Origin of the sequence: Maribellus comscasis, from assembly GCF_009762775.1 — a bacterium.
In the GTDB taxonomy this organism is placed as follows: Bacteria; Bacteroidota; Bacteroidia; order Bacteroidales; family Prolixibacteraceae; genus Draconibacterium; species Draconibacterium comscasis.
The window spans coordinates 1,128,837-1,154,761 of the sequence record NZ_CP046401.1 but is presented as its reverse complement, the minus strand read 5'-3'; the positions used below and the strand labels follow the sequence as shown (position 1 = coordinate 1,154,761).

Here is a 25,925-nt window from a genome sequence, read left to right as displayed (position 1 = left end):
GAATTATTAAAGCTTCTTCGATAGTAGCAATTCAAGTTTCTTTTCAAGTTCTTTTATCCGATTATCTTGTTGATTGATTAATATTTTTAACTCTGAAGGCTCATCCTGAGAGGGTAACTCATCAGAAACAGGGGGAGAATTACCATCAACGCTGCCTTCAATGAAACTGTAATTTTGCACACTATCGGGTAACTGGGTTGTTTTGAGCATTGACTTTGTTGCAGGTCCTGAGCCACCGGTTGGAAAAAACAATACCGTTAAATTAATATCTCCAACTTCGGTTTTTGAAGAAGAGGTGTATTTATTTGCCCACAGGTAAAAAGTATGCTCCCCTGCACCAACAGAAAAACATCTGTGCTGGGCATAAGTGGTATATTGATCGGAAGAATCCGTACAATTGTAGTCTGTTATAATATTCAAATAATTATACCAATGATTTTCAGCAGTCCATGAAGAATTTGGGTCTTCATCCATTAAAATGGATGTTAAAAGCAAATCCCAGCCTTTTGATTCCCAATCAACATAACCACTGGCCATTGCAAAACATATTCCACTTGATGGAACAGTTAATGTTACCTGCCTTACACAGTTATACGAACCATAATTAGCAGTAATCTGATAACGTTGGTTTCCACCGATATAATCTGCAAGAGCCCTGACATTGGAAAGCCCGCTTCCATCGCCTGCCATTTGTCCGGCTCCATTTACTTTAAATACGGATGTACCATTGTTTTTAACAATATTAAAACTACTGTTTTCATTACTTGTCGGCAAATTTACAATTGTACCTTCAGCATCCATTGTCATGGTTTCTTTTCCGGCAATATCTATTCTTACTTTGTCTTCATCAGGACTTTCTTCAACTTGTATTTTTGTATCCTTATCGGCATCGGCTAATGTTGTGGCAAGCGGTAGTTTAACGTAATCACTGTTTGAAAGGTATATTGTGTCATTACTGATAGAAAGGGCTTGTAATTCGTTGGTTGAGTCTGAATCTTGTCCCCAGCGAGTTGTATCGGCCTCTGTAATATTCTTTGCCAGTGAATTGTTCCAGCTTTGTACACCTGTTTTTATAAAAGCACTGTCGGCAGCGTAAATCGGGTCTTTTTCATCTGCTGTGGTAAAATCGTCGCTTGCGTCTTTGTCCCAACCATCAAAAGCAGTTTCGTTTCCGGTAATGCTGTCGCCGGTAAAATGTTTCAGGTCGGAAATTTGTGATTCGGTAATTGTAATGCCGGTACTTTTGTCCCACTTGCCAAATACCGGGTCGCTCTCGTTAATAACATACGGCAAGGTTACGGAATTTCCGTTTGAAATGTCCAGGTAGCGGTTGTTGTACAATTGAAGAGTTTGATTATCGGTTCCGGTTCCGTCCTGTAATACTGATAAATTAACAGAAGACCCCTGCGAAATGGAAAGTTCTGTGCCCGACAGGCTGATGTCCTGCAACTCGTTGGTAGTGCTTGTATCAAGCAGTCCGAGTACAGGAGAGAGGTCGATGGAATTTCCCTGACTAATGGATAACTGGTTGTTCTGAAAATCTAAAGTTTGGATTTCGTTTTCGGGGTCGTTGTCGTTATCTCCGCCAGCTACCGAACCGGCGACAAGTGCATACGGAACACTCAATAACTGGCTGGTTCCCATCACGGTTCCATCTACCGAAATTTGAATAAAATACGGCCCGGAACTCCAGTCAATGTTTTCCATACCGGTAGTATTTACCGAACCAATTTGCAGGTTTACCAAGCCTAAACTGTTGGTTGTTGCAGAATGTGTTTCGGAAAATGCCTCACTGCCGGTTGCACTGCCCTGTAAAAGGACAATACCAATTTCCACGTCCTGATTGGCCAGAGTATTTCCGGAAGCATCGCGCAAGACGGCCTGGTAGTTAAACATTTGTGGGGATTGGGCAAAAGTGGCCAAACAAAAAAGTAGGCCAATAAATAATGTAGTTATAAATTTCATATTTTTTTTATTAATTTTAAAAATCAGGTTTGGGGGCAACACATTTATGGTATGGAATTGAGGAAAGCCAAAATTATTTTTTTATGATTTTGAATGTTTTTAACACATTGTTTTTATTAAAAACCTTTAAAAGATAGGTCGCGGATACATAAGAGTACATTGGAATTTCGGAAACGGATGTTTCGATTTGTTTTTGAGCCATTATTCTTCCATCCAGGCTGTAAAGTGTATAAAATAAATCCTGCTGCCCGGTTTTTTCTATTTTAACTTTTAAATGGTTGCTGGTTGGATTAGGGTAAGCCGAAATATCAAAAGACAGCTCCGGAAATTCATCCACAGCAGTTACAATAATTTTTGACTGATGAAATCCCTGCGTAAGTACAGTATTCTGGTTTGACAGTGTTGAAATTACTGACTCGCCCAATGTCCAGTTGAGTTGTAAATTGTTGTTTGTAAAACTATTCCCGGCAGTAGCAACAACTTCCTGTGCTTTTACGCCAGAGAACAGACAAAGAAAAATAATGATGATACAGACCTCCGATTTTCTCATTGCAAAAAAGATTAATGTTAATTTTTGGTATCGGGCTAAAAATATTAAATGTTAGGTTGTTATCGGGTAAAAAACACCTAACAAAGTCTATACAATCGGAAAAATATGTCCTGAAAAAGCGTTTGGAGAAGGAGCTTGAAGTAAATTTTAAATGAATAGTTAGGTGAGTTTATTTGATGTTATTTATCACATTGTCAAGGTTCTCTGATTTGTTCAATCCCATCTTTCTTCGAAGGCGACACCGTGTCATATGAATACTCTCAGGATTCCGTTTTGTTATGCCGGCAATTTCTTTGGTTGTTAGGTTTAATTTAATAAATGCACATAGTTTTCGCTCGGTTCTTGTCAGGCCCGGATATTTTTTATTGAGTAACCTGTAAAAATCCGGATGAACCTGTATAAAATGAGTCTCAAATTCTTCCCAGTGATTATCGTTCATTTTTGAACTAAGATTTGAAATTACCTCTTTGATATCTTTCACTTTTACCGAATTATTTTGCACTTGTTTTTCCAGATGAGAGGTTACATTTTTGATTAGCATTTCTTTTTGCGATATAGCGAAAACTTTGGTTGCTAAATCGCGTTCTTTCAGGTTGATTTGTTCCCGAAGTTTTTGGGCTTCTCTTTCTTTAGCCAGTTTTTCATTTTCTAAACTGGCATTCTTAAGTTCAAACTTTAATTTTTCAAGCCGCTCGTTTTGGTAAGTGAAGTTTATGGCTACAGTAAAAAAAATCAACTCAATAAAAAAACCACTCTGAAAGAAATATCCGTGGCCCGGAGTCTCATTCTGAAAATTTAGTACGATAGTTGAAAACACCCCTGCGACTAAAAATACAGAACCACTTAAGACAATTTTTACCGTGTTTGATACCTTTCGAAACAATAAAACTACAAGTAAAACAACAATTATTGAATTTACAATAGAATAAATATCATCTACCAACACACCTGTCGTATAGTCAAAAAGTGCGATTATAAGAATAAGCAGGGCAAAAGCCGAAACAGTAATTGCATATTTTTTTACTATGCTTCGTACAAAGTCATTAACATCTGTTTTTAACAATTCGTACAGGAACCAACAGTAAACTACGGGAATAAAAGTTGCCGAGAAAAAAAGGTATAAGCTCACGTGGGGGTGGTTGGCAAAATAACCCGTTTCGAAATATTGAAAGGCGTAAATAAAATAGATACTTGAAAAAATTGCGTACAGCATGTAATAAAGGTATATTCTGGTTCCGGTGGAGAGGAACAGCAGAAGATTAAAAAAACATAAAATAACAACAATCCCTAAAAAAATGCTTTGTATCTGTTTGGTTTGAATAAAAATACGATTGAATGATTTTGAATCAACTATCCAGATTTTTTTTGTATCCAGATATTTTTCTATCTGGTTTTCTATTTTCAGATATAAAATGGTCGAGCTTCCGTTTGAAATTGTAAAAGGAATTTTATCTTTAATAAAGCCTTTTACTGTTTTTAATTTTTCAGGTATCAGAACGCCGGATCGCTCTTCAATCCATACACCGTTATCATTTTTCTGGTATAAATAAATATCATCCAAATGACTATTAAAATGAATAAAATACTCATCGGTTGCAGCCTGTTGGTTGTCAATTACAATTTTAAGCCAGAAAACTTCTTTTTCGGAGATGGTATAACTTGTAAATTCTTTAAATAAATTTTCAGGCAGGTTGTGAACTGAATCAACCGATAAATCTTCGTGACCCTTGTAAAATTGTAATTTTGAAATTATTTCCGGAAGTTCCTGCCTTAACTCTTTTTTCTCTTTTGAAAATAATTTAGCAGGCAAAAGAACAGCGAGCAGTATGATTGTGAACAAGCATATTCTTTTATGATGAAAATACATAGAACGAGACGAAATTAGATTATTTGGATGCGGGTGAAATTACTAAAGAATTTTTTTATTCGGAAGTAAAATAAACTTATGTGTAATAAAAATAAAATTTGTTTTTTTATACCAATTGTATTATTTAGTGCCGCGTAGCAAAATAAAAGATTTTGCAATGGATAATGCCGATACATTGAAGAACTGCATATTGAACAAAATGACAATATGCAGGCGATCGGTATTTCCGGTTGGTACTCTTTCAAAAGATAATGGTTTTATTGCCGTTAGAAATAAAATGCTCAACAGAAGATTTTAACAATTAAAATTATCTTTACAAAAAAAAGTCAATGATCCGGTTTTTCGAAAATTACTCTCTCCAGCCATTTAATACATTTAACATAGAAGCAAAAGCAAAGTATTTTTTTGAATTTACAGAAATTGCTGATTTAACAGTTTTCCTGCAATCCAACGAAAGCTGGAAAGAAGAAAAAATACTGGTAGTAGGAGAGGGGAGCAATATTTTATTTCTGGAAGATTTTGAAGGTTTGGTTATTCATCCGAATATTCCCGGAGTGTATGCAATTAACGAAGACCGGCAAAATATTTGGATGGAGGTTGGTGCCGGTGAAATTTGGGATGAGTTTGTAAAATATTGTGTCGATGCTCAATTGGGAGGTATTGAAAATCTGTCGCTTATTCCGGGAACAGTTGGGGCTGCTCCAGTTCAAAATATTGGTGCCTACGGACAGGAAGTCTCCGAAGTTATCGAAAAAGTAAAGGGATACGATCTGGAAAAAAATGAGGCAGTTGAATTTTCCAATCAGGAATGCCGGTTTTCTTATCGCAACAGTATTTTTAAGCAGGAGCTAAAAAACCGGTTTGTCATTACATCCGTGGTTTTTAAACTGGATAAGTTTCCCGAATTCAGGCTCGACTACAGTAATCTGGAAGCAAAAGTTTCCGAGAAAGGTGTAATTAGTCTGGAAAACATTAAAAAGGCAGTAGACGAAATTCGTTCATCAAAATTACCCGATGTAAAAGAATTGGGCAGTGCAGGAAGTTTCTTTAAAAATCCGCTTGTTGAAATGGATAAGGCAGAAGAAATTGAAAAAGAGTTTGGTGAAATTCCGGTATATCGGGCAGGAGATGGTAAGGTGAAGATAGCCGCGGGTTGGCTGGTTGAAAAGGCCGGTTGGAAAGGTTTTCGTGATGGAGATGTTGGTGTGCACGAAAAGCAGGCCTTGGTTCTGGTAAATTACGGGAAGGCTACCGGGAAACAGATTTATGAACTCTCGGAAAAAATTAAACAATCGGTTTTGGATAAGTTTGGAGTAGAACTGGAACGAGAAGTTAACTGCATTTAATATAATTTTTGTTTCAAATTGAAAATTCGTGCAAATTAATTCCCCCTTCCAAAAGGAAAGATATTTTTACTGATAAATTTTGTTGGCATTTAAAAACGCCCTGTAAGCAGCAGCGTTTCTGTTATGCTGTGCCAAAGTGGCCGAAAAATTATGATATCCGGAAAAATCGGGTTTGGCACACATGTATATATAGTTGTGTTTTTCGTAATTTAAAACAGCATCAATTGTAGCGGTTTCAGGAAAATTAATAGGGCCCGGTGGTAAGCCTACATATTTATAAGTATTGTAAGGCGATTCAATTTCAAGGTGTCTGTTTAGTATTCTTTTTAGCGAAAAATCGCCAACGGCGTATTTTACCGTCGGATCGGCCTGCAAAAGCTGACCGCGTTTTAATCGGTTGATATACAATCCGGCAATAACCGGCAACTCTTCTTTTTTTGATGTTTCGGACTGAACAATGGAAGCAAGTGTTATAACTTCCACCGGGGTCAGATTTAGTTCTGCTGCTTTTGCCCGGCGTTCTTCATTCCAAAAGCGCTCATATTCCAGTTTCATCCGGTCGGCAAATTCATCTGCCGAAGTAGTCCAGTAAAATTCATAGGTATTCGGAATAAACATGGCGCGGAAAGTTTCAGGTGAAAAACCGTATTCCTTAATTTTTTCGTTGTTATAAAAAAGATTCAGAATCGAAAGAGAATCTGCCTGGATGTACTTGCTTACTTTTCCGGCCAAATCTTCTTTAAAGTGTACATTGTTAAAAGTCACATCAATTGGTTCCTGTAATCCCCCGCGAAGCATATTTACTATTTCATTGCTGTTCATGCCTTTTTCAAAAAGGTAGCGGCCCGGCTTAATTGCCATTGGGTAATTTTTCTTTTTTGCCACCCATTTGAACGCTTTCACACTTATAAGTATATCGTTGGTAACAAGGCTATCGGTAACTTGGCCATAGGTCGCATTTTCAGGAATAATCAGAACATATTCATTTTTTACATTTTCTTCAAAAACATATCGGTAGAGCTGATATGCCCGCACCCCGGCAACAATAAATGCGATAGAAAAAAAGATGATAATAAATTTCCCGATTTTTGGGAACATCATAATTTTGCTTTTCTGATCAATGGTCATCCTTTTGTTTTTACAAAATCTGCGTGTCAAAAATACGATAATTTTATAAACCGCTCCGAAACGCTCCTGATTTTGTATTATCTAATCGTTTTTAATTCTCTTTCTGGTTTTTGCGAATGTATTGCTTTCGGTTCAAAATGATTAAATTCGCGCCAAAACAGTTGAATTTAAACCATCAGAATTATGCAACAGGTAAATCTTTCGGAAGACATTTATTTTTTAGGGTTTAACGATCGTCGTACCCATCTTTTTGAAAATATCTGGCCTATTCCGCATGGAATTTCATATAACTCCTATTTAATTGTTGACGAAAAAATTGCACTTGTCGATACAGTTGAACGCTCGTTTATTGATGAGTATTTGGATGAAATTGAGGGAATTATCGGAGATCGTGCCATTGACTATTTAATCATAAACCACATGGAACCCGACCACTCGGGTGCATTAAAAAGTATTATTCAGAAATATCCGGATATCAAATTAGTTGGAAACAAAAAGACGTTTGGTTTTGTGGAAAGTTTTTACCTGACACCTAAAAATGTGGTGGAAGTGTATGATGATTATAGAATTGATTTGGGAAAACACAAGTTGCAATTCCAGATGATTCCAATGGTTCATTGGCCCGAAACCATGGTTACATACGAGGAAACTTCAAAAATTGTATTCTCGGGCGACGCGTTTGGTAGTTACGGTACACTTGATGGTGGTATTTTTGATGATGAGATAAACCTCGATTTTTATGAAGTGGAAGTTATGCGTTATTTCACCAATATTGTTGGGAAATATTGCCCGCATACCCAGCGCGCCATTAAAAAGCTGGCGCCGCTTGATATAAAAATGATTGCCGCTACCCACGGGCCTATTTGGAGAAGTGATTTGGATTGGGTACTTACACGTTATAACAAATGGAGTTCGTATGATTTAGATTGTGGTGTGGTTATTGTTTATGGCTCGATGTATGGAAATACCCAGCGGATGGCAGAAGTTATTGCACGCCAGCTGGCGGTTCGCGGTATCAAAAACATTCGGGTTTACGACGCCTCAAAAACCCACTCTTCATATATAATTAACGATATTTTTAAATATAAAGGATTTATTGTCGGGAGCCCGGCTTACAATAATTCACTATTCCCGAATGTTGAAATTTTGCTTTCTACCATCGAACATATGGCGCCCAAAGACCACTACCTTGGAGTTTTTGGAAACTATTCCTGGAATGGCGGAGGTGTAAAAAATCTAAAATTATTTGCTGAAAAAATAAAATGGGAAATGGTGTATGACCCAATTGAAGAAATGGGGGCATTAAAGACCGATAAAAAAGCAGAATTGGTAAAACTGGCTAATGCAATGGCCGACAAATTACTTGTGGAAAATTAGACTTCACCACATAAAAAACAGAGCGCTTCCGATTTTTCGGAGGCGTTTTTTTTTTACACATGTTGATCAATCAGAATCACATTACCGTCAGGATCAAATAAAACGATATTTTCCGGACCACTGGTGTTTTCATCGGCTTCACGTTCCAGATTAATACCTTTACTTTTTAAATCTTTCTGAATGTCACGCACATCGTCAAAATTTTTGAGCGTGTTGGCATTCTCGTCCCAGCCGGGATTGAACGTCAGGATATTATTTTCAAACATTCCCTGGAATAAGCCAATCAATGAATTTTCATTTTTCATGATGAGGTAATTTTGTGTTACATCTCCTGCAAAAACGGAGAATCCCAGGTTTTCATAAAATTGTTTTGAAACTTTGATGTCTTTCACATTCAAACTCACAGAAAACGCTCCTAATTTCATAATACAATCCTTTTGTTTTGCAGTAAGATAATAAAATAAACCGACTCGCAGGTGATTTAAGGCTTTTTTGTCTGAAATTATTTCATCTGAAATTTTCAACACTTAGTTTGTTTGTTTTCTTTTGCGGGAGAGAGCCGGGAGCCAAAATTCGCATAAAAAAAAGATATTGTAATCGTGATAATGAAGGTCTTCTGTTAAAGGTTATTGTTCTTTCACTTTTTTAATAAAAAAATCTTCCAGTTTTTTAGTTCCGTATCGGGGAGCCACCATTTCCATAACCATTGTTGAAAGAAAAAATTCGATGGGGCCATATGTTTTTGATGATGTAAATGTTCTTACTGTCCAAAGTGTAACTTTTCTTATCCAGTCGGGCAAATGTACTATTTTTACTGGTTTTGAACAGGCTTTCAGGGCAAGTTCTGCAATTTCATTCTGGCTCAGAATATCAGGGCCTCCAACATTAATTTCCTTTTCTTTTGAACGGATGGCATGAATACAAACCTCTGCCAGATCGTCGCCATGAATCGGATTGAGTTTTAACTTCCCGTCGCCAAAAAGATAAACTTTTCCGCTTTTTGCCATTTTTAAAAAATCAGCCATGTCAGAAAAGAAACCATTGGGGCGTATAACTGAATAATCCATCCCTGAATTTTTCAGGTAATCAACCAGTTTTTCTTTTGCTTCGCCAATTTTCAGATGGCGAAGTTTCTGCCCGTTAAGCACAGAAACATAAATGAATTTTTTGACCCCGCCGGCCCTGGCAGCGTCAATTAAATTTACGTTGGCCTGGTAATCTACATCCATATATGTCAACCCGTCCTTCTGCCGTGTTATGCCTACGGTGCTGATAACATAATCGACTTCGTTAAAAATGTTTTTGAAGGTTTCCGGTTTTGTTACTTCTGCTTCAACCACATCATAAACAGATAAATTAAATCCTGATTTTTTCAGGTTACGAACGATGAGCCTGGAATCGTATTCCGAGTGTACTATTTGTTTGGTAATGTGTCTTCCCAAATACCCCGATGCACCGGCTATCAATACTTTTTCTGTTTTCATTGTTTTTTCAAACAAAGGTAATTTACTCTTTTACAGATCTTCTTGACCTTCGTCAAGAATTAGCCCAGCACTCTTTTTTTTATTCTGCAGAGCGTTTCAGGAGATACACCCAGAAACGACGCGATATACTGCTGGGGAACCCTTTGAAACAGCTTCCCGTTGTTGTTTAGCAGTTCCTTGTATCTTTCTTCAGCAGATTGAGTAACAAAAGATGCAATAATTTTTTGACAGCTTATCAACTCATTTTCGGTTGCTATCCGTGCAATTAACTCAAATTTTGGGGAAATTTTCAGTAGTTTATCTGTATTTTTCCGACTAAATATCATAAGCGTAGTCTCTTCAATGGCCTGAAAGTTTTCTTTTGCAGGAACCTGAAAGGTGTAGCTTTCGCCTGCGCAAATAAACTGGCCTTCGGTATAGAAAAACGCTGTACGGTCTTTCCCGTGCACATTATAAAAAAACCGTACACAGCCTTTTATTACAAAATATATGTCGTGAGAAATCTTACCTTCACAAAAAATCATTTCATTTTTTTTATACACTTTTTTTCAGAAAAAGTATACAATTTTGAAATATCTTCTTTATCGAGAGGAATGTAGTTTTTCAGATATTCGATGAAATTGTCGGTCATTCTTGCAAGATACAAATTTGTTTGACCAGGGCTCACCGCTTAAGTTTGTTTTATATTCCGCAAAACACTATTTTAAGTTGTCTATATATTGCTGCAATTCATCAATATATTTTCCGATATGCAAGCCGTCAACAAGAGCGTGGTTTACCTGAACAGAAAATGGTAAGCAAACTTTTTCGTCGCGTTTAAAATATTTCCCCCAGGAAATTCTTGGGACAGAATCGTTTTTGTTTAAGGAAATTGTGTGCGAAATATGCGTAAAAGAAATCCATGGGATACAGGTAATAAAAATCAAATCATCCCGGCCTGCCAGTTTTTCAAATTCAAAATACTCCGTTTGGTTTTTGTTCGCCTCTTTTGCTTTTTTTTCAAATGTTTCAATATCACCCCGCAAATCGAGTGTGACGAATTTAAACAATCCGGCGTTTTTATCTTCATCCATATCGGTGAATGAAGGATGTATCTGATCGTGCAAAACAACTTTACCGTCTCTTATCCGGTATCTGAAATTTTTTATCCTGTTTAAAGCAGTTGATGCAACATAAATCATCGAATAGTAAAACGATAACTTTCTGGCTTTTATAAAAGCCAGAAAGTTTGTGACATCAATATCCATACAAATGTTATATTGAGGATAATCCATCCGACTAAAGAACAGAAAGTGTTCTTTTCTGTCCCAGTTTTCGATGTCGATAGTTTTCATTGCAGGTTTTTTATTACGTCTTGTAACTATTTTAAAGTAACATCCAGATAAACCGAATGCCGTCCATATGTTTCATAAAAAGGTTTAAAAACAACACCGTCAATGGTAAATTGCAGTTGTTCAGCATCACCTGATATTGATTTACTTATATCTTTTGCATTCAGTGTTATTTTTCGCCATTCTTTTCGTGGTTCATCTTCCTGAGCGGCCAGTAAAACCGGTCCGTAAAATAAACTGGCAATATTTTGCTGATCCATAACGGGTTCCAAATGAAACTCAAACGGCATAATCAACTCAACTGTATCTCCGTCTTTCCATTTACGGCTTAATGTAAGATAGCTTCCCGGGCTAGCCTTAATTTTTTCATCTTTCCCGTTTATTTTTACAAAAAATCCTTTTGTTGCCCAGTGTGGCACACGTACATTAATGTCAAAACTGCCGTTGCCATTTATGATTAACCGGGTATGGTCTTCTTTTGGAAATGCCGTTGTTTGTGTTACTGTGATATTTTTTTCTGTCCAGTTTAGTGTAGAAGGCACATAGAGGTTTATATACAAAGCCTTGTTGTCGGCACTTTTGAAGTAAATTGAGTTTTGAAGTTTTGTGCTACTTTCAAGAGCCGTCCCGTTACAGCAGGTAAAACCGCTCATGTCGGGGTTCCCAAATCGTTTTACAGAACCTGGTCTGAGAGGAACATGATAGGTGTTGGCAGGACTGTGCTCCGCAACTGAAGCAAGAATATGATTGTAAAGCCCGCGTTCATAGTAGTCCATTAACTCAGCCCGCTGCTCAAATAGAAAAAGATTCCGGGTTAATTTTAGCATATTGTATGTTGCACAGGTTTCATTCTGTCCACCGGCAGAAAATCCGTTCTCATAAAGCGTTGCCGGTTGACTGGTAAAACATTCCGCATTCGCCGGATTACGTGCGCCTGCAACTCCTCCGATACTGTACATATAATCGTTTGTCGCCATATTCCAGAAATTATCGGCTATATGATAATATTCCGGCAAATCAGAATCGCGATAGATTTCAAGCGCCCCCATAATTTGAGGTATGTGCTGGTTGGCGTGTAATCCCCGAAACATATCCACATTTTTTGCCAGTCCGTGAGCATGTTCAGCATCGCCAAAAAACACTCTGATGTTATCAAATAGTTGCGCAACTTCCATGTAGCGAGGTTCGTTTGTCAGGCGGTATAGTCTTGCCATCGCTTCGTTCATTCCTCCAAACTCTCCGGCAATGTATCTGTTCCACATACTTATTAGTGTTTGGGTTGGCACCTCACTCAATCTAACGAATACCCAGTCGCCCATGCATTTTACTATTTCCAGTGCCTTTTCATTGCCACTCACTTCATAAATGTCCATTAGGCCGGCAAGGATTTTATGTAAGGTGTAATAGGGAGCCCAAATCTTTGTATTATCTGTTCCATAGCTTGCCCCATTTTCCAACATAATAAATTGGTCTGGCGGATAGGCGCTGATAAATCCTTTCCCCCAATTCCAGTAATCTGTTCTGATTCCCTCAACACTCAAATCTGAATCAAAGTCTGATTTTCCCGGACCGGGAGGTACCGCCAATGGGTCTGACACATTTTCTCCTCCGGTTGTTTTTGGCTGTCCCGACATTTGCGACAATTCATACAGTGTATTCACCATATACTCCATTTTATCAGCGAAGTTGGCCTGGACTGAGGCATCGTAACCAGTACTGGCATATGCCTGAGCGATGGCACTAAGATAATGTCCTGTGGCATGGCCACGCAGTTTTGTTTCCTGACTGTCCCATACACCCAGTGGTTGAGCTCCTTCAGGTTGTTCCTGCCCAAAGGCATTCCGAAACATGTAAAGGAAATTGTCCGGATTTGTTTTGGCGAGGCCTGTTATAAATTTATCACGGTTTTCTATAAATTTTGTTTTGTGATGATGAAAATCTGTATTTAGTACCACCTGATCAAGATTAAAAACCTCCAGTTTTCGGTTGGGGGTGGCAGGGTCTTTTTCCTCATTTACTTTTACAAATGCTTTGGGCTGTATGTCTGTTCCCGCCACTCTTCCCGTTATCGTGTATGTGCCGGGGCTAAGTACCTGGCTGTTATCTTCAGGTGATGGCCAAAGTACCCTCACATCGGGTCCTTCAATTTTGTTGCTGTACACTCCTTTTACATAGCGTGGTAAACTCGGAAGATATCCAACTACGGTCTCTACCTGAATATCCGGAACGCTGGTTAAATAAGCATTATATAATTGAGGTGTTGTTTCTGGAAATTTTGGAAGATCCCGGTCTGGTTCTATTCTTGTCCTGACTACCGCCTCTTCCTCTTTCAGAGCATTATCATGAATTCTTTTAACTTGTCTTTCACTTAAAGGGATTCTGTAGATTCTGAAATCATACAATTTGGCATTTAAAGACGGTTTGTCTGAAGCCATTGATTTTCCGATGTAAAGTTTATTATTTTCCCCTGAATTGTTATCAAAAAGCTGATTTAACTCCATCTCTACACTTTTTGTCTCACCAGCAAGTTCTCCATTAAGGTAGGTACTTAATGTTTTTGCCGAAACATTTAGTACAACAGCCAGGTGGTTCCACTTGTAAGGAGCTACTGCCGGTGAACTTGCAATATATTTATCCGATTTTGTTATAATTTGAGCCAGAAAGCCTTCTTCGTTCCCGTTGCCTGCCGGGGCAACAAAGAAATGCGACTGGCTGTTTTTCCCAAAATCGAAAAAAAGCTGCCCGCTTTTTGCGGCACGCAGGTAGATCCAACCGGTGATACTTAACGATTCTTCTCCAATCACGGATTGTCCCGGGATTGAGATAAACGCTTCACCATCTTCCGGCAAAGAGAGTACCTTGCCAAACAAATCGTCATCTTCAAATTTGAATCCGGAGCCATGAATGCTGCCGTGTAGATTGTTACGGGACCAATCTTTTGCATTCCCTTCAAATGTATAGCGGGAAATTAATCCCGTTTCTCCAATCCCGTCTAAAATCTGATCTCCACCTTGGGCAAATACCGAATTTGTGCCCAATACATAAAAGCTGATTATCATTCCAACGAACAGTTTACACATTTTCATAATTAAATTCTTTTTAGTTGTTTTTGAACTTTGAAGAAAGGATGATTAAGTATTTTAGAAGTTCAAATTAAACAATATATTACTAAAGTTCCATGTACTGGACTTGAAATTTTCTCAATAAATGTATTTTTAACACCTATAGCTATCCGATTATGGCAGAGTTCGGTTACAAAGTACGATTGATTCCCGGCGAGTTGCAAAATGGTTGTTGTTTCTGTCTGTGATTTTTGCTTAGGAATTTGCCATGATTGTCTTTCTTCGTTAATTGTAAGGTTTAATTATTTGCTTATCTGTTTACCCACTTTAAAATGGAATGATGATGGCTGTTGAGGTACCTTTTTTTTTATTTGTATTTAGATACCGATTTCTTTTCTGAATAGTTCGTTTGTTTTAGTATTCGTATAAAATCTGATCTCCTGAGTTTGTTAAATTCAGCAAGACCTTGTTCCCATTGACTTGTAAACCTCTGACATCGAATGTTATTTCTTTCCCGATATAAGCATCACACAGTTCCTGGTTTTTTAACGACAATCTTAAATTTCTTTGAGGTGGATTAGAATATAGAACTACTCCGGAGTCGATTAACTTTACTTCCCATGAACTTCCGCTGCATCCGCTTGACGCAAAATTTATTTTTAAACAGTTGTTGTTTAATTCAGCGCTGATTATTGTTAGCTGGTCATCTGGAGCGGAGATATACTGGTCTTCACTAATAATAACGGACTGTTCGCAAACTTCGGAAAAGTTATTGGTTTCTTTGTCACAGCATGTAAATAACAGCCCGATTACAATTGTTTCAAGTATCAATTTTACAGCTTTCATAATTCTGTTTATTTACAGATGCAAATGTTTGATAATTAGTTGCGTAGTATCTCAGTTGTTTGATAATGCGGTGAATGTTGGCTTGTTTTGCATTTTTTTGTTTATCGGGAAAAAAGAAACCGGCTGCAATGTCATAATTTCCGTTTTATTACCGTCACAATAATATTTTCAGAAAGATAACACGATTTTTGCGTCACTTTTATAAAATCTTCGTTAGGGAGATCACGTTTAACGACATAGTTTTTAGAGCCTTTAGCTTTTCTGCGCTTTTTTTAACAGCATAAAACAAGGTTTATTGATGAACCTTTCTTTTTAATTGTTCTTTTTTGCCGGGAAAACTTTTTATTTTTAGGCTTTCAATTCATTAAAATATTACCAATGAACCTTTCAAGAAGAAATTTTATAACCAGAACCGCTGCCGGAACTGCAGCGTTGGCGAGTATTCCGGCAATTGTAGCAAATGCAGTGCCTGTAAAAAATAGTACCTCAAAACAAAAATATTCATTGTTTGGAAAAGGAAATACCGTTCTGTTTCAGGGCGATTCAATTACCGACGCCGGGCGTGAAAAAGAAAAGGAATTGCCTAACAGTCCCGGCTCGTTTGGACACGGATATGCTTTTTTGGCCGCTTCGGCTTTGCTAAATGCTTTGCCCGAAGAGCAACTTAAAATATATAACCGCGGGATAAGTGGAAACAAGGTCTATCAATTGGCCGACCGCTGGGAAAAAGATTGTCTTGAACTTAAACCCGATGTCCTGAGTATTCTGATTGGCGTTAACGATTACTGGCACAAAAGAAATGGACGATACGACGGTACGGTTGAGATTTATGAAAACGACTATCGCGCTCTGCTAAAACGGACCAAAGAGAATTTGCCTGGAGTTAAGCTCGTGATTTGTGAGCCATTTTATGTTTTGAATACAAAGGCAGTTGATGAAACCTGGATAGAACCTATGAAAGAGTATCAGGCCGCAGCGAAAAGAATAGCAAAAGAGTTTGGTGCATTTTGGGTGCCTTTTCAAAGTGTTTTTGACGAGGCAATTAAACATGCTCCTGAAACCTACTGGACAGGCGACGGCGTTCATCCTGCAATGCCTGGTGCACAACTTATGGCAGAAGCCTGGCTTCAGGTTGTGAAATAGAAAATCCAATTACTAAAATAAAGAAGCAGGAAGATTTGAACCAGGAAACCAGTTTGAGTTGTACCCTGCTTTTTGCCGATTATTAAAGATATATTTATTGGTTTATGCTGAATTCAGCGCACTTTTAACCCTATGTCTTGGCAGTAATTTAAAACCGATTTTGTTCTCTTGTTATGAAAATATTTTTCTTTACACCAGTCATTGTAGTTTTGTTGGCCGTTTGCGCCTGTTCAAATACCAAGAAAGAAAGTAGTGAGTACACAGAGCAGGACAAACGTCCCAACATCATTTTATTGATGGGGGATGATCACGGTTGGGATGAGGTTGGATACAACGGTCACCCTTTTGTGAAAACGCCGGTTTTAGACGAAATGGCAGCCAGTGGACTGCGTTTCGATCGGTTTTACTCTGCCCACCCCAGCTGCTCACCAACACGGGGAAGTTTTATGACTGGAAGACACCCCAATCGTTACGGAACTTTTTCTCCCAACTGGTCTATTCGTCCGGAAGAAATAAGTATTGCTCAGCTCTTAAGTGATGCCGGTTATGCTTGTGCTCATTACGGCAAATGGCATCTGGGACCAGTGAAAAAAGATTCGCCAACAAGTCCGGGGGCCATGGGATTTGATGAATGGCTGTCACACGATAATTTTTTTGAAATTGACCCGGTTTTATCCCGTAATGGAGGAACGCCGGAGAGAATTGAGGGTGAAAGTTCAGCAATAATTGTTGAAGAAACCATCCGTTTTATTAAAAAAACGCGTCAAAATAAACAGCCTTTTTTTGTAGTTGTGTGGTTTGGTTCTCCGCATGAACCATACAGTGGTTTGCCTGAAGATATTGCTCTTTATGAAAATCTACCTGACAGTTTAAATCGATTAACTGTTCAACTTACTTCCAATAAAACAGGTGAAAGGGTTGATCGTTCGCTTCGCGATGTGTTAAAAGAACGTTATGCTGAAATTACTGCAATGGACCGATCTATTGGAACATTAAGGGAATTTCTTAAGGAAAATAAATTGAAAGATAATACTTTGGTATGGTATTGTGGTGACAACGGAACTCCACCAAGTGCAGGCAGAACCGGAATGACAGTCCGTGCTCAGAAAGGTTCATTATACGAAGGAGGTGTTCTTGTTCCCGGTGTGTTGGAGTGGCCGCAGGGAGTAAAGAAACACGGAGTAGTTGAAAGTTCGGCCATAACCAGCGATTTTTTACCAACATTGGCGGAACTTACAGGGCAATCACTTCCCGACCGGCCTCTTGATGGCATAAGTCTTGTTTCGTTTTTTAATGAGCCGGAAAAGCTGCGTGGAGAACCCATTTTTTTCTGGCAATTTGAATCCGGAAAAGTGTTTGACGATGAAGCTGAACCATATATTGATCCCGAATTGCAGGAAGGAACAACGCCGCTGGTGAAAATGATGAACGGAAAATATACGCGAACTTTTAGAAATCTGAAATATGACGTTATTTCCGAGGCCGATTATGGTGGCGAACGTACAGTGGTTAACGATCGTTTTAAACTGGTTGTTGATGGTGTTTCACCCGGTGATGCAGGTTTTGAATTGTATGATCTCCAAAATGACCGGGGAGAAACAATTAATCTTGCTTCTGAATTTCCTGAAATTGTAGAGCAAATGCAAAAAGAGTTGAGAAACTGGCAGGAATCAGTATTAAAAAGTCTGACCGGGGCAGATTATAAATAAATTCGGAAAATGAGGTTATTTCAAATAATCTTCCAATTTTATAATCTTCGCATAATTCCTTAAAGTGGCTAAAGTAGAGAAGTGAACATCTTTCGCTTCTACGGTAACACCTTCAAATGTGAGATCCCGTGTAGCACAGGCATCTTCTATTACGGTACAGGCATAACCATAATCGTGTGCCGCCCGGGCTCCTGCTTCCAAACACATATGGGTTTGCATGCCACACAAAACTACATTTTTAATATGGTTTGCCTTGAGATAGTCGTTTAGTCCCGTATTTAAAAACGCATTAACTTCTTTTTTTGAGAAAATTTTTTCTCCATCGACCGGTTTTACACGTTTATTGATATCACCACCCGGCTCAAAAAGATGTTTTACATGAACTACCAAACCGTTTTTTTTTCGAAAATGGTCAAGAAGGACAGCAGCCTGATCGGCAGCCTTTTCGGGTTCCACTAACTCTGATGCTCCTCCCGGGAAATAAAAATCCTGGATATCGATAATAATCAGAGCCGTTGAATCAATTTGCTGTGCTGTTAAGATGGTACCTGAGAGAATCATTAATATGGAAAGGGTAAGAAATTTCATCGTTCATTTATTTATTCTGTGTGTACTTTTTTTCAGGCTTTTGTTTTCGCTAATGTAATGAAAATTCAAAAAATAAGGGGAGTTAAAATAAAGCTTGAGTATCAGCTCTTTTTTTCATGATGAAGTACCAGTTTTCGATGCATTGTGAATAGGGGCGGAGCAAAAGCTGTATATAAAAAATGCCCTGCAAAAGTTACAGAGCATTTTTTTAATATTTTAAAAGAAGGTTTAAGCAAGTAGTTCTTTTACCTGGTTGTATACATTTTCCTCATTGAACCCGAGTTTTTCATCAAGTACTTTGTAAGGCGCAGAGAAACCAAAGGAATCCAGCCCCCAGGTTTTACCATTTTCTCCAACCAGCCCGGCTAAGGTTACAGGTAAGCCCGCTGTCATTCCAAAGCGAGGCACTCCGGTTGGAAGTACACTTTCCTGGTAGTCTGCGGCCTGATTTCTGAATAAGCCTTCAGAAGGAGCGGAAACCACCTGAACTTTTAGCCCGTCTTTATCAGAGAGAAGCTTAGCTCCATCAACCAAAGTCGCAACTTCTGAACCGCTGGCAACCAAAACCACATCAGGTTTAGTTTCCGGTTTTAAAACAATATAAGCGCCTTTTTCAGCTTGCAGAGCCGATTCGTACGCATTTCCTTCAACCGGAAGGTCGTTGATATTCTGACGGGACAGAATCAGGGCAGTTGGTGTACTTGTATTCTCAATAGCCATTTTCCAGGCTACTGTTGTTTCATTGGCATCAGCCGGACGAAGAACAAGCATACTGTTTTCACCGCTGTGGTTTTTGAGTTTTTCCAGCAAGCGAATCTGCGCTTCCTGTTCAACTGGCTGGTGCGTTGGCCCGTCTTCACCCACGCGGAATGCGTCATGAGTCCAAACATATTTTACAGGCAATTCCATCAGTGCTGCCAATCGAACTGCTGGCTTCATGTAATCAGAGAAGACAAAGAATGTTCCACAAACCGGAATTACACCACCGTGCAAAGCCATTCCGTTTGCAATACATGCCATGGTTAATTCGCTTACTCCTACTTGCAGAAAAGAACCACTAAAATCACCTTTTTTAAACGGCGTGGTTTTTTTCAGAAATCCGTCTGTTTTGTCAGAGTTGGAAAGGTCGGCTGAAGCCACGATCATATTTTCTATTTTACCTGCAAAAGAAGCCAGTGCTGTTCCGGAAGCTCCGCGTGTTGCTGTATTTGCTTTTTGTTCAATTGCAGCGAAGTCGAATTTTGAAGCTTCCCCGGAAAAGAAACCTTTTAACTTTTCTGCCAGTTCCGGATTGGCTTTCTCCCATTCAGCCTGTTTTGCTTTTTGGGCAGTAGCAGCATCTTTTAATTCAGCTTTTCTATTTTCGTAGAATTCTTTTACTTCATCAAAAATTGCAAAAGGATTTTCAGGATCTCCACCTAAATTGTTGATTGTTTTTTCAAAGGAAGCGCCAGCATTTGATAATGGCATCCCATGCGTTTCCACCTGTTTTTCATAACTACTGCCAGAGTCGGTCAGCGCACCTTTTCCCATAATGGTTTTCCCGATAATCAGCGAAGGTTTTTCTGTTTCAGCATTTGCTTTTGTAAGCGCTTCTCTGATTTGACCTTCATTATTTCCATCAATAATAGAAACGCTCCAGCCCCATGCTTCATATTTTTTTGCTGTGTCCTCAAGTGAAACGACACTTGTTTCAGTAGAAAGCTGGATGTCGTTTGAATCGTAGAACATAATGAGGTTGTTTAGTCCTAAATGTCCTGCTATTCGTCCTGCACCCTGCGAAACCTCTTCCTGGACTCCACCGTCAGAAATATAAGCGTAGGTTTTATGGCTCATCCATTCACCAAAACGTTCAACCAGAAACCGTTCTGTAATTGCAGCACCCACTGCCATCGTATGTCCCTGACCCAACGGGCCTGATGTGTTTTCCACTCCTCTTTCTACGTCTACTTCGGGGTGACCAGGTGTTACACTTTCCCACTGGCGAAAGTTTTCCAGGTCTTCCATGCTGTAAAATCCTGCCAAAGATAAAGCTGCATATAACATGGGTGACATATGACCTGGATCAAGGAAAAATCGATCGCGGTTAGCCCACGTCATATCTGAAGGATCGTAATTTAAAAATTCAGAATATAAAATGTTGATAAAATCGGCTCCACCCATAGCTCCCCCAGGATGTCCTGATTTAGCCTTTTCTACCATTGCTGCAGCTAAGATGCGAATATTGTCGGCTGCTTTTGTCTTGATACTTTTTGTCATGTTTGTAATTTTAGTTCTAAATTTTACGGAAGTTCAGGAAAGTGCAAATTTAAAAAAAAAGAGGAACTCTCTTGAATCCCTCTTTCAATTTCAGAATTTTTTAATCTTGAATAATTCGAACCATAAAAACTCCTTCAATACTTTTGAGTTTGGTTTTTACTGATTCATCAATATCTTTCTGCGCAACATCGATGATGTTATATGCAATGTCGTCTCTTTTTTTGTTTAACATGTTATCAATGTTGATACCTTCAGCAGCTAAAACACTTGAGATTTGGCTGACCATATTGGGAATATTCTTGTTGGCGATTAAAATTCTGCTTCCACCGTTGCGCTCCATTGCTGCCTCGGGGAAATTAACTGAATTTTTAATGTTTCCGTTTTCAAGAAAATCCTGAACCTGTTCCACCGCCATAATTGCACAATTTGTTTCAGATTCTTTTGTTGAAGCTCCAAGGTGAGGAATTGAAATAACATTGTCCATTTTTAGCATTTCTTCGTCAGGAAAATCGGTGATATAACGCGCTACTTTCCCTGATGCAATGGCTTCTCTCAGACTTTCTGTATCAACCAGGCCTCCACGGGCGAAGTTTAAGATACGGACTCCGTCCTTCATCATCCGGAATTTTTCTTTGTTGATGTAGCCTTTGGTTTCCGGAGTTAATGGAATATTGATGGTTACATAATCGGCTTGTGCCAGCAAAGGTTGAACTCCTTCCATCCAGGTAACTTCGCGGCTTAATTTTAACGCATGTTTTACTGACATGTATGGATCATAACCCACTACATTCATACGAAGTGCAGATGCAGCATTTGCAACCAACACGCCAATGGCTCCCAAGCCAATTACTGCCAGGGTTTTTCCTTTTATTTCCTGTCCTGCAAAATTCTTTTTACCCTGTTCTATTAATGCAGGCACTTCATCGCCTTTGCCAATTAGTGTTTTTGCCCAGGTAACCGACTCAACAATATCGCGTGAGGCGAGTAGCATACCAGCAATCACCAGTTCTTTTACACCGTTTGCATTTGCCCCGGGAGTATTAAAAACAACAACTCCTTTTTCTGTACACTTTTCGATTGGAATATTATTTACACCCGCACCTGCCCGCGCTATTGCTTTTAAAGATGACGGCAGTTCCATATCGTGCATTTTGAAACTTCTTAAAATAACGGCGTCAGCATTCGGTATTTCACTTGCTATTTCGTAATTACTAAGAGGGAAAAGTTTTAGTCCTTCCGGATCTATTTTATTTAACGTTTGTATTTTAAACATTTGGCTAATTATTTAATAGGTTGTCTTACTCTGTAACTGAATTGTGACAAATATCATCAAATTATTGAAAATCCCGAAGTTAAAACGGGGTTAAGTTTTTAAAATGAAATTAACATTAACTAATTTATAATGATTTTAGATGGAGACTCAGGCAGCCCGGTGAAGCATTGATGAAAATAGTTAAACGAAAAAGCCAGATTCCACTGAATCTGGCTTAACAACCTTCAACTACTAACCGATTTTATAACCCAAAAAATTTTGAAGTAATAGTTATGAACTATTAACTCTGAATTGTCTGCTGCAAATAAAATAAGACTTCAAAAAGTGGACTGTAATAAAAGTCACAAAAGTCCGGAAAAATCAATAAAATTTCTTGAAAGTTGAATTTTTCCTTCTTTTTCCAGTTTTTTCAACAACCTGGAAATAACTTCCCGTGAAGTATTTAGCTGAAGTGCCAAATCCTGATGTGTTCCGTTAAATGTTTTTAAACCCGATTTTTCGTTCCGGTCTACAAAAAATTTAACCAATCTTTCATCCAGTTTCAAAAAAGCAAGTGTATCAACCGTGTCAATCATTGCCCTGAAGCGGTTTTGAAAGGTTTGCATAACAAACTGTTTCCATGACGGGTATTTACACATCCAACTATCCAACAACGAAACGGGAAGCATAATAACTTCAGTTTCCTCTTCTGTAATCGCTTGTACGTTGCTGGTTGAATTTGCCATACAACAGGTCAGCGACATGGCACAAACTTCATTATCTTTTAGATAATATAACAGCAACTCGTTTCCGTCGTCGTTGTTTCTGGTTATTCTGATTAATCCTTTTAAAACCAGCGGGAAACTTGTGATGAACTGGCCTTCACGAATGAGAACTTCGTTGGGCTGGAAAGTTTTTTGAATACCTACGTTGAGAATCTCTTCCTGCAACTCTTTTTCGAGAAATTGATATTGTATATTAAAGTTATTCACAGAAAAGTTTTAACACTAATAAATGTAATGAAATGTTGTTGCGGTAGTATATCCGCAAGAAATATGAAGATTTTGAATAAAAAATACAGATGTTTAAATATTACATGAAAGTTGCACTATTCTTTCCTTTTTCCTGTAATTGGGGCGTCTCCCTCGTATGATGAGCCTGAGAATTTTTCTCTTTCAAAATTTAACGTGATTTTATACAAATCATAATCGGTTTTGGCTTCAAAATAAAATTGGTTTGCCTCTTTTTGTTCCAGTTTCGTGAATGGAATTTTATATCCGTCATCCGACAATATTTCCCCCGCCAACTGGCCATCTTTTTCATAAAAATGAAAAACACCTGTCAATATTGTTCCTCCGGCATCAACGGAATAACTCCATTTTCCTAAAATTTGTTTTGAGGTGTTTTGTGAAAAGCCACAAAATGTAATTACCACAAAAAATAACGAGATAAATATTTTTTTCATCGTCAGTAGTTTATTGGATTGTTAATACTTTAAAAATAATGAATTAAAAGCAACAATCTGATAAAGTCTCGAAAAATATTTACCTCGTTTTGAGGTGTTTCATTCAAAGATATCCCTCATTTTTTCAAAAAAAGTTTTTTCCGAGGAGGAAGGCCCTCCCTGAAAGCCAGGAGAATTTTGAAGCTTTTCAAGCATTCTTTTTTCTTCGGCATTTAATTTTTTAGGGATCCAAACATGAACCCGGACAAGAAGATCTCCTTTTCCGTAACCATTTACCTCAGGAATTCCTTTGCCCCTTAACCGTAATATCTTTTCAGGTTGGGTGCCGGCCTCAATTTTTACCTTTACTTTCCCTTCAACAGTCGGAATTTCAGCCGTTGTACCCAGTGTTATTTCAGGGAATGAAACAAATAAGTTGTAAATCAGATTGTTTCCGTCACGAACCAGTTCCGGATGTTCTTCTTCTGTAATTACAACCAGAAGGTCGCCATTTATGCCCCCTCGTCTTCCTGCGTTTCCTTTTCCGGTAACATTAAGTTGCATGCCTTCACCAACTCCGGCCGGAATTTTAATATTGATTACTTCTTCGTCGCGAATCACTCCTTCTCCGGCACAATGGTTACACTGGTCTGTTATCATTTTCCCATCACCCTGACATGTAGGACACGTGGAAGTTGTTTGCATCTGGCCAAGTAAAGTATTGGTTATCCTGGTTACCTGACCTGTTCCTCGACAAGTACCACAAGTTGAGTAGGATGAACCATCTTTCGCACCTGTGCCATTACAGTGTTCACAGGCGATATATTTTTTTACTTTTATTTTTTTATCGACACCATTTACAACTTCACTAAGGTTGAGTTTTACTTTTACCCTCAGGTCAGAGCCCCGGCTTACTCTTCTGCCTCCGCGGCTCCGGCTGCTTCCTCCAAAACCGCCAAAACCACCGAAGTGACCACCAAAAATATCACCAAACGCCGAAAAGATGTCTTCAATATCGGAAAATCCACCACCAAATCCACCTCCGGCAGAACCGCTCATTCCAGCGTGTCCAAACTGGTCGTATCGTTGCTTTTTTTCAGGATTGCTTAATACTTCATAGGCCTCGGCAGCCTCTTTAAATTTTTCTTCCGCTTCGGTATTTCCCGGATTCTTATCAGGGTGATACTGAATTGCCTTTTTCCGATAGGCCTTTTTTATTTCCTCCGGTGCAGCATTCTTCCCAACCTCTAATACTTCGTAATAATCTCTTTTCGCCATTTTTCTTGTGTAATTATTATTCTCCGATTACTACCTTGGCAAACCGGATTACCTTGTCATTCAATAAATAACCTTTTTGAACCACATCAACTATTTTCCCTTTTAGTTTTTCTTCGGGAGCAGGAATTTTTGTGATAGCTTCATGCAAATCGACATCAAATACCTGGTGATGGGCTTCAATTTCTTTTATGTTATTTTGTTTCAGGAATTCTTTAAACTTGTTGTATATGATTAAAGTTCCCTGCTTGCCTGCATCGTCGTCGGCGATATTTTTGAGCGAATCAAGAGCCCTTTCAAAGTCATCGACCACCGGCAGGATATTTACCAAAACAGATTCTCCTCCTGACTTTATAAGGTCTGCTTTTTCTTTTATCGTTCGACGTCGGAAGTTATCAAACTCAGCCTGAAGGCGCAGGTGTTTGTCTGAAATCTCATCAAGTTTTGCCGCTAACTCTTCAATTTGAGCATCTTTTTTATCCTTTTTCGATTTTTTCTTTTTGCTTTCCTTCGCCTCTGCTTTTTCGTTCTTCTCTTCTTCTGTCGTTTTTGTTGTTTCTGTTGTATTTTTGTCCTGCACCTCTTCCGGAGCATTCATCTCTTGTTCTTTTTTGACTTCTTTTGCCATTTTGCTGATTTTTAATTTGCTACCTTATTAATCAAAAAATTTGCCATGCAAATATAAAAGACAAATTGACACTCCTTTTAATCAAAGAGTGCCAATTTGAATGATTTGAAATATTTTTAAAATGGAGGTGTGTTAAAATGTCTTTTTATTTTACATATTTTTCAAGTGCTGACTCCAGCGCCGGTCCACGAAGGTTTCGGGCTACAATAACCCCATCTTCGTTAATCAGAAAATTTGTTGGGATACTTCTTACTCCATAGACAGCGGCATGTTTTGACTGCCAGTATTGCAAATCACTTATGTGATAAGGCCATACCAATTTGTCGTCGGCAATCGCTTTTTTCCATGCAGCTTCTGTTCTGTCGAGCGAAACGCTAAACACAGTAAATCCATCCCCGTTTTCAAATTTTTTATCTTTAAATTTCTGATAGGCACTAACAACTGTCGGGTTTTCTCTCCGGCATGGACCACACCAGGCCGCCCAAAAGTCGAGCAGAACAAGTTTTCCTTGTGTTTCTGAAAGTTTCATTGTTGAACCGTCCACTGATTTTCCTATTAATTCAGGTGCTTTATTCCCAATATTAATACCAATTTTGGGTTCTTGCGCCAAAGATATACCTGTTCCCAAAACAACAGCAAAAATGAATAACACCAATTTCTTCATAATAAAC

Annotated in this window: 22 protein-coding genes; 4 read left to right on the top strand and 18 right to left on the bottom strand. The window is 38.5% G+C overall.

Annotation, left to right across the window (positions count from 1 at the left end; all coding sequences use genetic code 11):
- Positions 1–6 precede the first annotated feature (6 nt).
- The 3 genes from GM418_RS04755 to GM418_RS04745 all read right to left on the bottom strand — a co-directional run bounded on the left by GM418_RS04755 (position 7) and on the right by GM418_RS04745 (position 4,355).
- Positions 7–1,965: a hypothetical protein gene (locus GM418_RS04755; protein WP_158863673.1), complete on the bottom strand. Its 1,959-nt coding sequence runs from the start codon at positions 1,963–1,965 to the stop codon at positions 7–9.
- 73 nt (positions 1,966–2,038) lie between these two features.
- Positions 2,039–2,515, bottom strand: a complete 477-nt coding sequence (locus GM418_RS04750) for a T9SS type A sorting domain-containing protein (protein WP_158863671.1) — start codon at positions 2,513–2,515, stop codon at positions 2,039–2,041.
- A 169-nt stretch (positions 2,516–2,684) separates the two neighbouring features.
- Entirely contained in the window at positions 2,685–4,355 is a 1,671-nt protein-coding gene (locus tag GM418_RS04745; RefSeq protein ID WP_158863669.1) for a 7TM diverse intracellular signaling domain-containing protein, read from the bottom strand.
- A 356-nt stretch (positions 4,356–4,711) separates the two neighbouring features.
- On the opposite strand from GM418_RS04745, the gene murB reads away from it, so the two are divergent.
- Entirely contained in the window at positions 4,712–5,728 is a 1,017-nt protein-coding gene (murB, locus tag GM418_RS04740; protein WP_158863667.1) for a UDP-N-acetylmuramate dehydrogenase, read from the top strand.
- A gap of 66 nt (positions 5,729–5,794) precedes the next feature.
- Here murB and mltG read toward each other — a convergent pair whose 3' ends face one another.
- Complete coding sequence (gene mltG, locus GM418_RS04735) at positions 5,795–6,856, bottom strand: endolytic transglycosylase MltG (RefSeq protein ID WP_158863665.1); 1,062 nt, start codon at positions 6,854–6,856, stop codon at positions 5,795–5,797.
- Positions 6,857–7,039: 183 nt separating this feature from the next.
- Here mltG and GM418_RS04730 point away from each other — a divergent pair, with 183 nt between their 5' ends.
- A complete protein-coding gene (locus tag GM418_RS04730) occupies positions 7,040–8,233 on the top strand; it encodes an FprA family A-type flavoprotein (RefSeq protein ID WP_158863663.1) in 1,194 nt (397 codons plus the stop codon).
- Positions 8,234–8,286: 53 nt separating this feature from the next.
- Here the strand turns inward: GM418_RS04730 and GM418_RS04725 are convergent, their stop codons facing one another.
- The 6 genes from GM418_RS04725 to GM418_RS04700 form a co-directional block, all read right to left on the bottom strand.
- Positions 8,287–8,658, bottom strand: coding sequence for a VOC family protein (locus GM418_RS04725; protein WP_158863662.1), 372 nt, complete (start codon positions 8,656–8,658; stop codon positions 8,287–8,289).
- A gap of 201 nt (positions 8,659–8,859) precedes the next feature.
- Positions 8,860–9,717, bottom strand: coding sequence for an SDR family oxidoreductase (locus GM418_RS04720; RefSeq protein ID WP_158863660.1), 858 nt, complete (start codon positions 9,715–9,717; stop codon positions 8,860–8,862).
- 59 nt (positions 9,718–9,776) lie between these two features.
- Positions 9,777–10,259 carry a Crp/Fnr family transcriptional regulator gene (locus GM418_RS04715; protein ID WP_281350274.1) on the bottom strand — a complete coding sequence of 161 codons (483 nt, stop codon included), beginning with the start codon at positions 10,257–10,259 and terminating at the stop codon, positions 9,777–9,779.
- A 156-nt stretch (positions 10,260–10,415) separates the two neighbouring features.
- Entirely contained in the window at positions 10,416–11,051 is a 636-nt protein-coding gene (locus tag GM418_RS04710) for a chloramphenicol acetyltransferase (protein ID WP_158863658.1), read from the bottom strand.
- 26 nt (positions 11,052–11,077) lie between these two features.
- Positions 11,078–14,134: a beta-L-arabinofuranosidase domain-containing protein gene (locus tag GM418_RS04705; protein WP_158863656.1), complete on the bottom strand. Its 3,057-nt coding sequence runs from the start codon at positions 14,132–14,134 to the stop codon at positions 11,078–11,080.
- Positions 14,135–14,524: 390 nt separating this feature from the next.
- Entirely contained in the window at positions 14,525–14,956 is a 432-nt protein-coding gene (locus GM418_RS04700; RefSeq protein ID WP_158863654.1) for a hypothetical protein, read from the bottom strand.
- 378 nt (positions 14,957–15,334) lie between these two features.
- Between GM418_RS04700 and GM418_RS04695 the strand changes: the two genes are divergently transcribed.
- Together GM418_RS04695 and GM418_RS04690 are read left to right on the top strand one after the other, a co-directional pair.
- Complete coding sequence (locus tag GM418_RS04695; protein WP_158863652.1) at positions 15,335–16,099, top strand: SGNH/GDSL hydrolase family protein; 765 nt, start codon at positions 15,335–15,337, stop codon at positions 16,097–16,099.
- A gap of 173 nt (positions 16,100–16,272) precedes the next feature.
- Positions 16,273–17,808 (top strand): sulfatase family protein, encoded by a 1,536-nt coding sequence (locus GM418_RS04690; protein WP_158863650.1) that lies wholly within the window; start codon positions 16,273–16,275, stop codon positions 17,806–17,808.
- Positions 17,809–17,823: 15 nt separating this feature from the next.
- On the opposite strand, the gene GM418_RS04685 is transcribed toward GM418_RS04690, so the two are convergent.
- The 8 genes from GM418_RS04685 to GM418_RS04650 all read right to left on the bottom strand — a co-directional run bounded on the left by GM418_RS04685 (position 17,824) and on the right by GM418_RS04650 (position 25,918).
- Positions 17,824–18,396, bottom strand: coding sequence for a cysteine hydrolase family protein (locus GM418_RS04685; RefSeq protein ID WP_158863648.1), 573 nt, complete (start codon positions 18,394–18,396; stop codon positions 17,824–17,826).
- Positions 18,397–18,624: 228 nt separating this feature from the next.
- Complete coding sequence (locus tag GM418_RS04680) at positions 18,625–20,655, bottom strand: transketolase family protein (protein ID WP_158863646.1); 2,031 nt, start codon at positions 20,653–20,655, stop codon at positions 18,625–18,627.
- 100 nt (positions 20,656–20,755) lie between these two features.
- Positions 20,756–21,928 carry a phosphoglycerate dehydrogenase gene (locus GM418_RS04675; protein WP_158863644.1) on the bottom strand — a complete coding sequence of 391 codons (1,173 nt, stop codon included), beginning with the start codon at positions 21,926–21,928 and terminating at the stop codon, positions 20,756–20,758.
- A gap of 341 nt (positions 21,929–22,269) precedes the next feature.
- Entirely contained in the window at positions 22,270–22,899 is a 630-nt protein-coding gene (locus GM418_RS04670; protein ID WP_158863642.1) for a Crp/Fnr family transcriptional regulator, read from the bottom strand.
- Between the two features lie 116 nt (positions 22,900–23,015).
- Entirely contained in the window at positions 23,016–23,372 is a 357-nt protein-coding gene (locus GM418_RS04665) for a hypothetical protein (protein WP_158863640.1), read from the bottom strand.
- A 99-nt stretch (positions 23,373–23,471) separates the two neighbouring features.
- Positions 23,472–24,629 carry a molecular chaperone DnaJ gene (gene dnaJ, locus GM418_RS04660; RefSeq protein ID WP_158863638.1) on the bottom strand — a complete coding sequence of 386 codons (1,158 nt, stop codon included), beginning with the start codon at positions 24,627–24,629 and terminating at the stop codon, positions 23,472–23,474.
- A 16-nt stretch (positions 24,630–24,645) separates the two neighbouring features.
- Positions 24,646–25,254: a nucleotide exchange factor GrpE gene (locus GM418_RS04655; RefSeq protein ID WP_158863636.1), complete on the bottom strand. Its 609-nt coding sequence runs from the start codon at positions 25,252–25,254 to the stop codon at positions 24,646–24,648.
- A gap of 145 nt (positions 25,255–25,399) precedes the next feature.
- On the bottom strand, positions 25,400–25,918 hold the full coding sequence (locus GM418_RS04650) for a TlpA family protein disulfide reductase (RefSeq protein ID WP_158863634.1): 519 nt from the start codon (positions 25,916–25,918) through the stop codon (positions 25,400–25,402).
- Positions 25,919–25,925: the final 7 nt, after the last annotated feature.

What these genes read in the sequence shown, in the direction of transcription:
- GM418_RS04705 (WP_158863656.1), bottom strand. Translation starts at nt 14,134, where the DNA reads ATGAAAATGTGTAAACTGTTCGTTGGAATGATAATCAGCTTTTATGTA.
- GM418_RS04690 (WP_158863650.1), top strand. Translation starts at nt 16,273, where the DNA reads ATGAAAATATTTTTCTTTACACCAGTCATTGTAGTTTTGTTGGCCGTT.
- GM418_RS04675 (WP_158863644.1), bottom strand. Translation starts at nt 21,928, where the DNA reads ATGTTTAAAATACAAACGTTAAATAAAATAGATCCGGAAGGACTAAAA.
- dnaJ (WP_158863638.1), bottom strand. Translation starts at nt 24,629, where the DNA reads ATGGCGAAAAGAGATTATTACGAAGTATTAGAGGTTGGGAAGAATGCT.
- GM418_RS04730 (WP_158863663.1), top strand. Translation starts at nt 7,040, where the DNA reads ATGCAACAGGTAAATCTTTCGGAAGACATTTATTTTTTAGGGTTTAAC.
- GM418_RS04685 (WP_158863648.1), bottom strand. Translation starts at nt 18,396, where the DNA reads ATGAAATTTCTTACCCTTTCCATATTAATGATTCTCTCAGGTACCATC.
- GM418_RS04650 (WP_158863634.1), bottom strand. Translation starts at nt 25,918, where the DNA reads ATGAAGAAATTGGTGTTATTCATTTTTGCTGTTGTTTTGGGAACAGGT.
- murB (WP_158863667.1), top strand. Translation starts at nt 4,712, where the DNA reads ATGATCCGGTTTTTCGAAAATTACTCTCTCCAGCCATTTAATACATTT.
- GM418_RS04720 (WP_158863660.1), bottom strand. Translation starts at nt 9,717, where the DNA reads ATGAAAACAGAAAAAGTATTGATAGCCGGTGCATCGGGGTATTTGGGA.
- GM418_RS04695 (WP_158863652.1), top strand. Translation starts at nt 15,335, where the DNA reads ATGAACCTTTCAAGAAGAAATTTTATAACCAGAACCGCTGCCGGAACT.
- GM418_RS04755 (WP_158863673.1), bottom strand. Translation starts at nt 1,965, where the DNA reads ATGAAATTTATAACTACATTATTTATTGGCCTACTTTTTTGTTTGGCC.
- GM418_RS04680 (WP_158863646.1), bottom strand. Translation starts at nt 20,655, where the DNA reads ATGACAAAAAGTATCAAGACAAAAGCAGCCGACAATATTCGCATCTTA.
- GM418_RS04710 (WP_158863658.1), bottom strand. Translation starts at nt 11,051, where the DNA reads ATGAAAACTATCGACATCGAAAACTGGGACAGAAAAGAACACTTTCTG.
- GM418_RS04665 (WP_158863640.1), bottom strand. Translation starts at nt 23,372, where the DNA reads ATGAAAAAAATATTTATCTCGTTATTTTTTGTGGTAATTACATTTTGT.
- GM418_RS04700 (WP_158863654.1), bottom strand. Translation starts at nt 14,956, where the DNA reads ATGAAAGCTGTAAAATTGATACTTGAAACAATTGTAATCGGGCTGTTA.
- mltG (WP_158863665.1), bottom strand. Translation starts at nt 6,856, where the DNA reads ATGACCATTGATCAGAAAAGCAAAATTATGATGTTCCCAAAAATCGGG.
- GM418_RS04725 (WP_158863662.1), bottom strand. Translation starts at nt 8,658, where the DNA reads ATGAAATTAGGAGCGTTTTCTGTGAGTTTGAATGTGAAAGACATCAAA.
- GM418_RS04655 (WP_158863636.1), bottom strand. Translation starts at nt 25,254, where the DNA reads ATGGCAAAAGAAGTCAAAAAAGAACAAGAGATGAATGCTCCGGAAGAG.
- GM418_RS04750 (WP_158863671.1), bottom strand. Translation starts at nt 2,515, where the DNA reads ATGAGAAAATCGGAGGTCTGTATCATCATTATTTTTCTTTGTCTGTTC.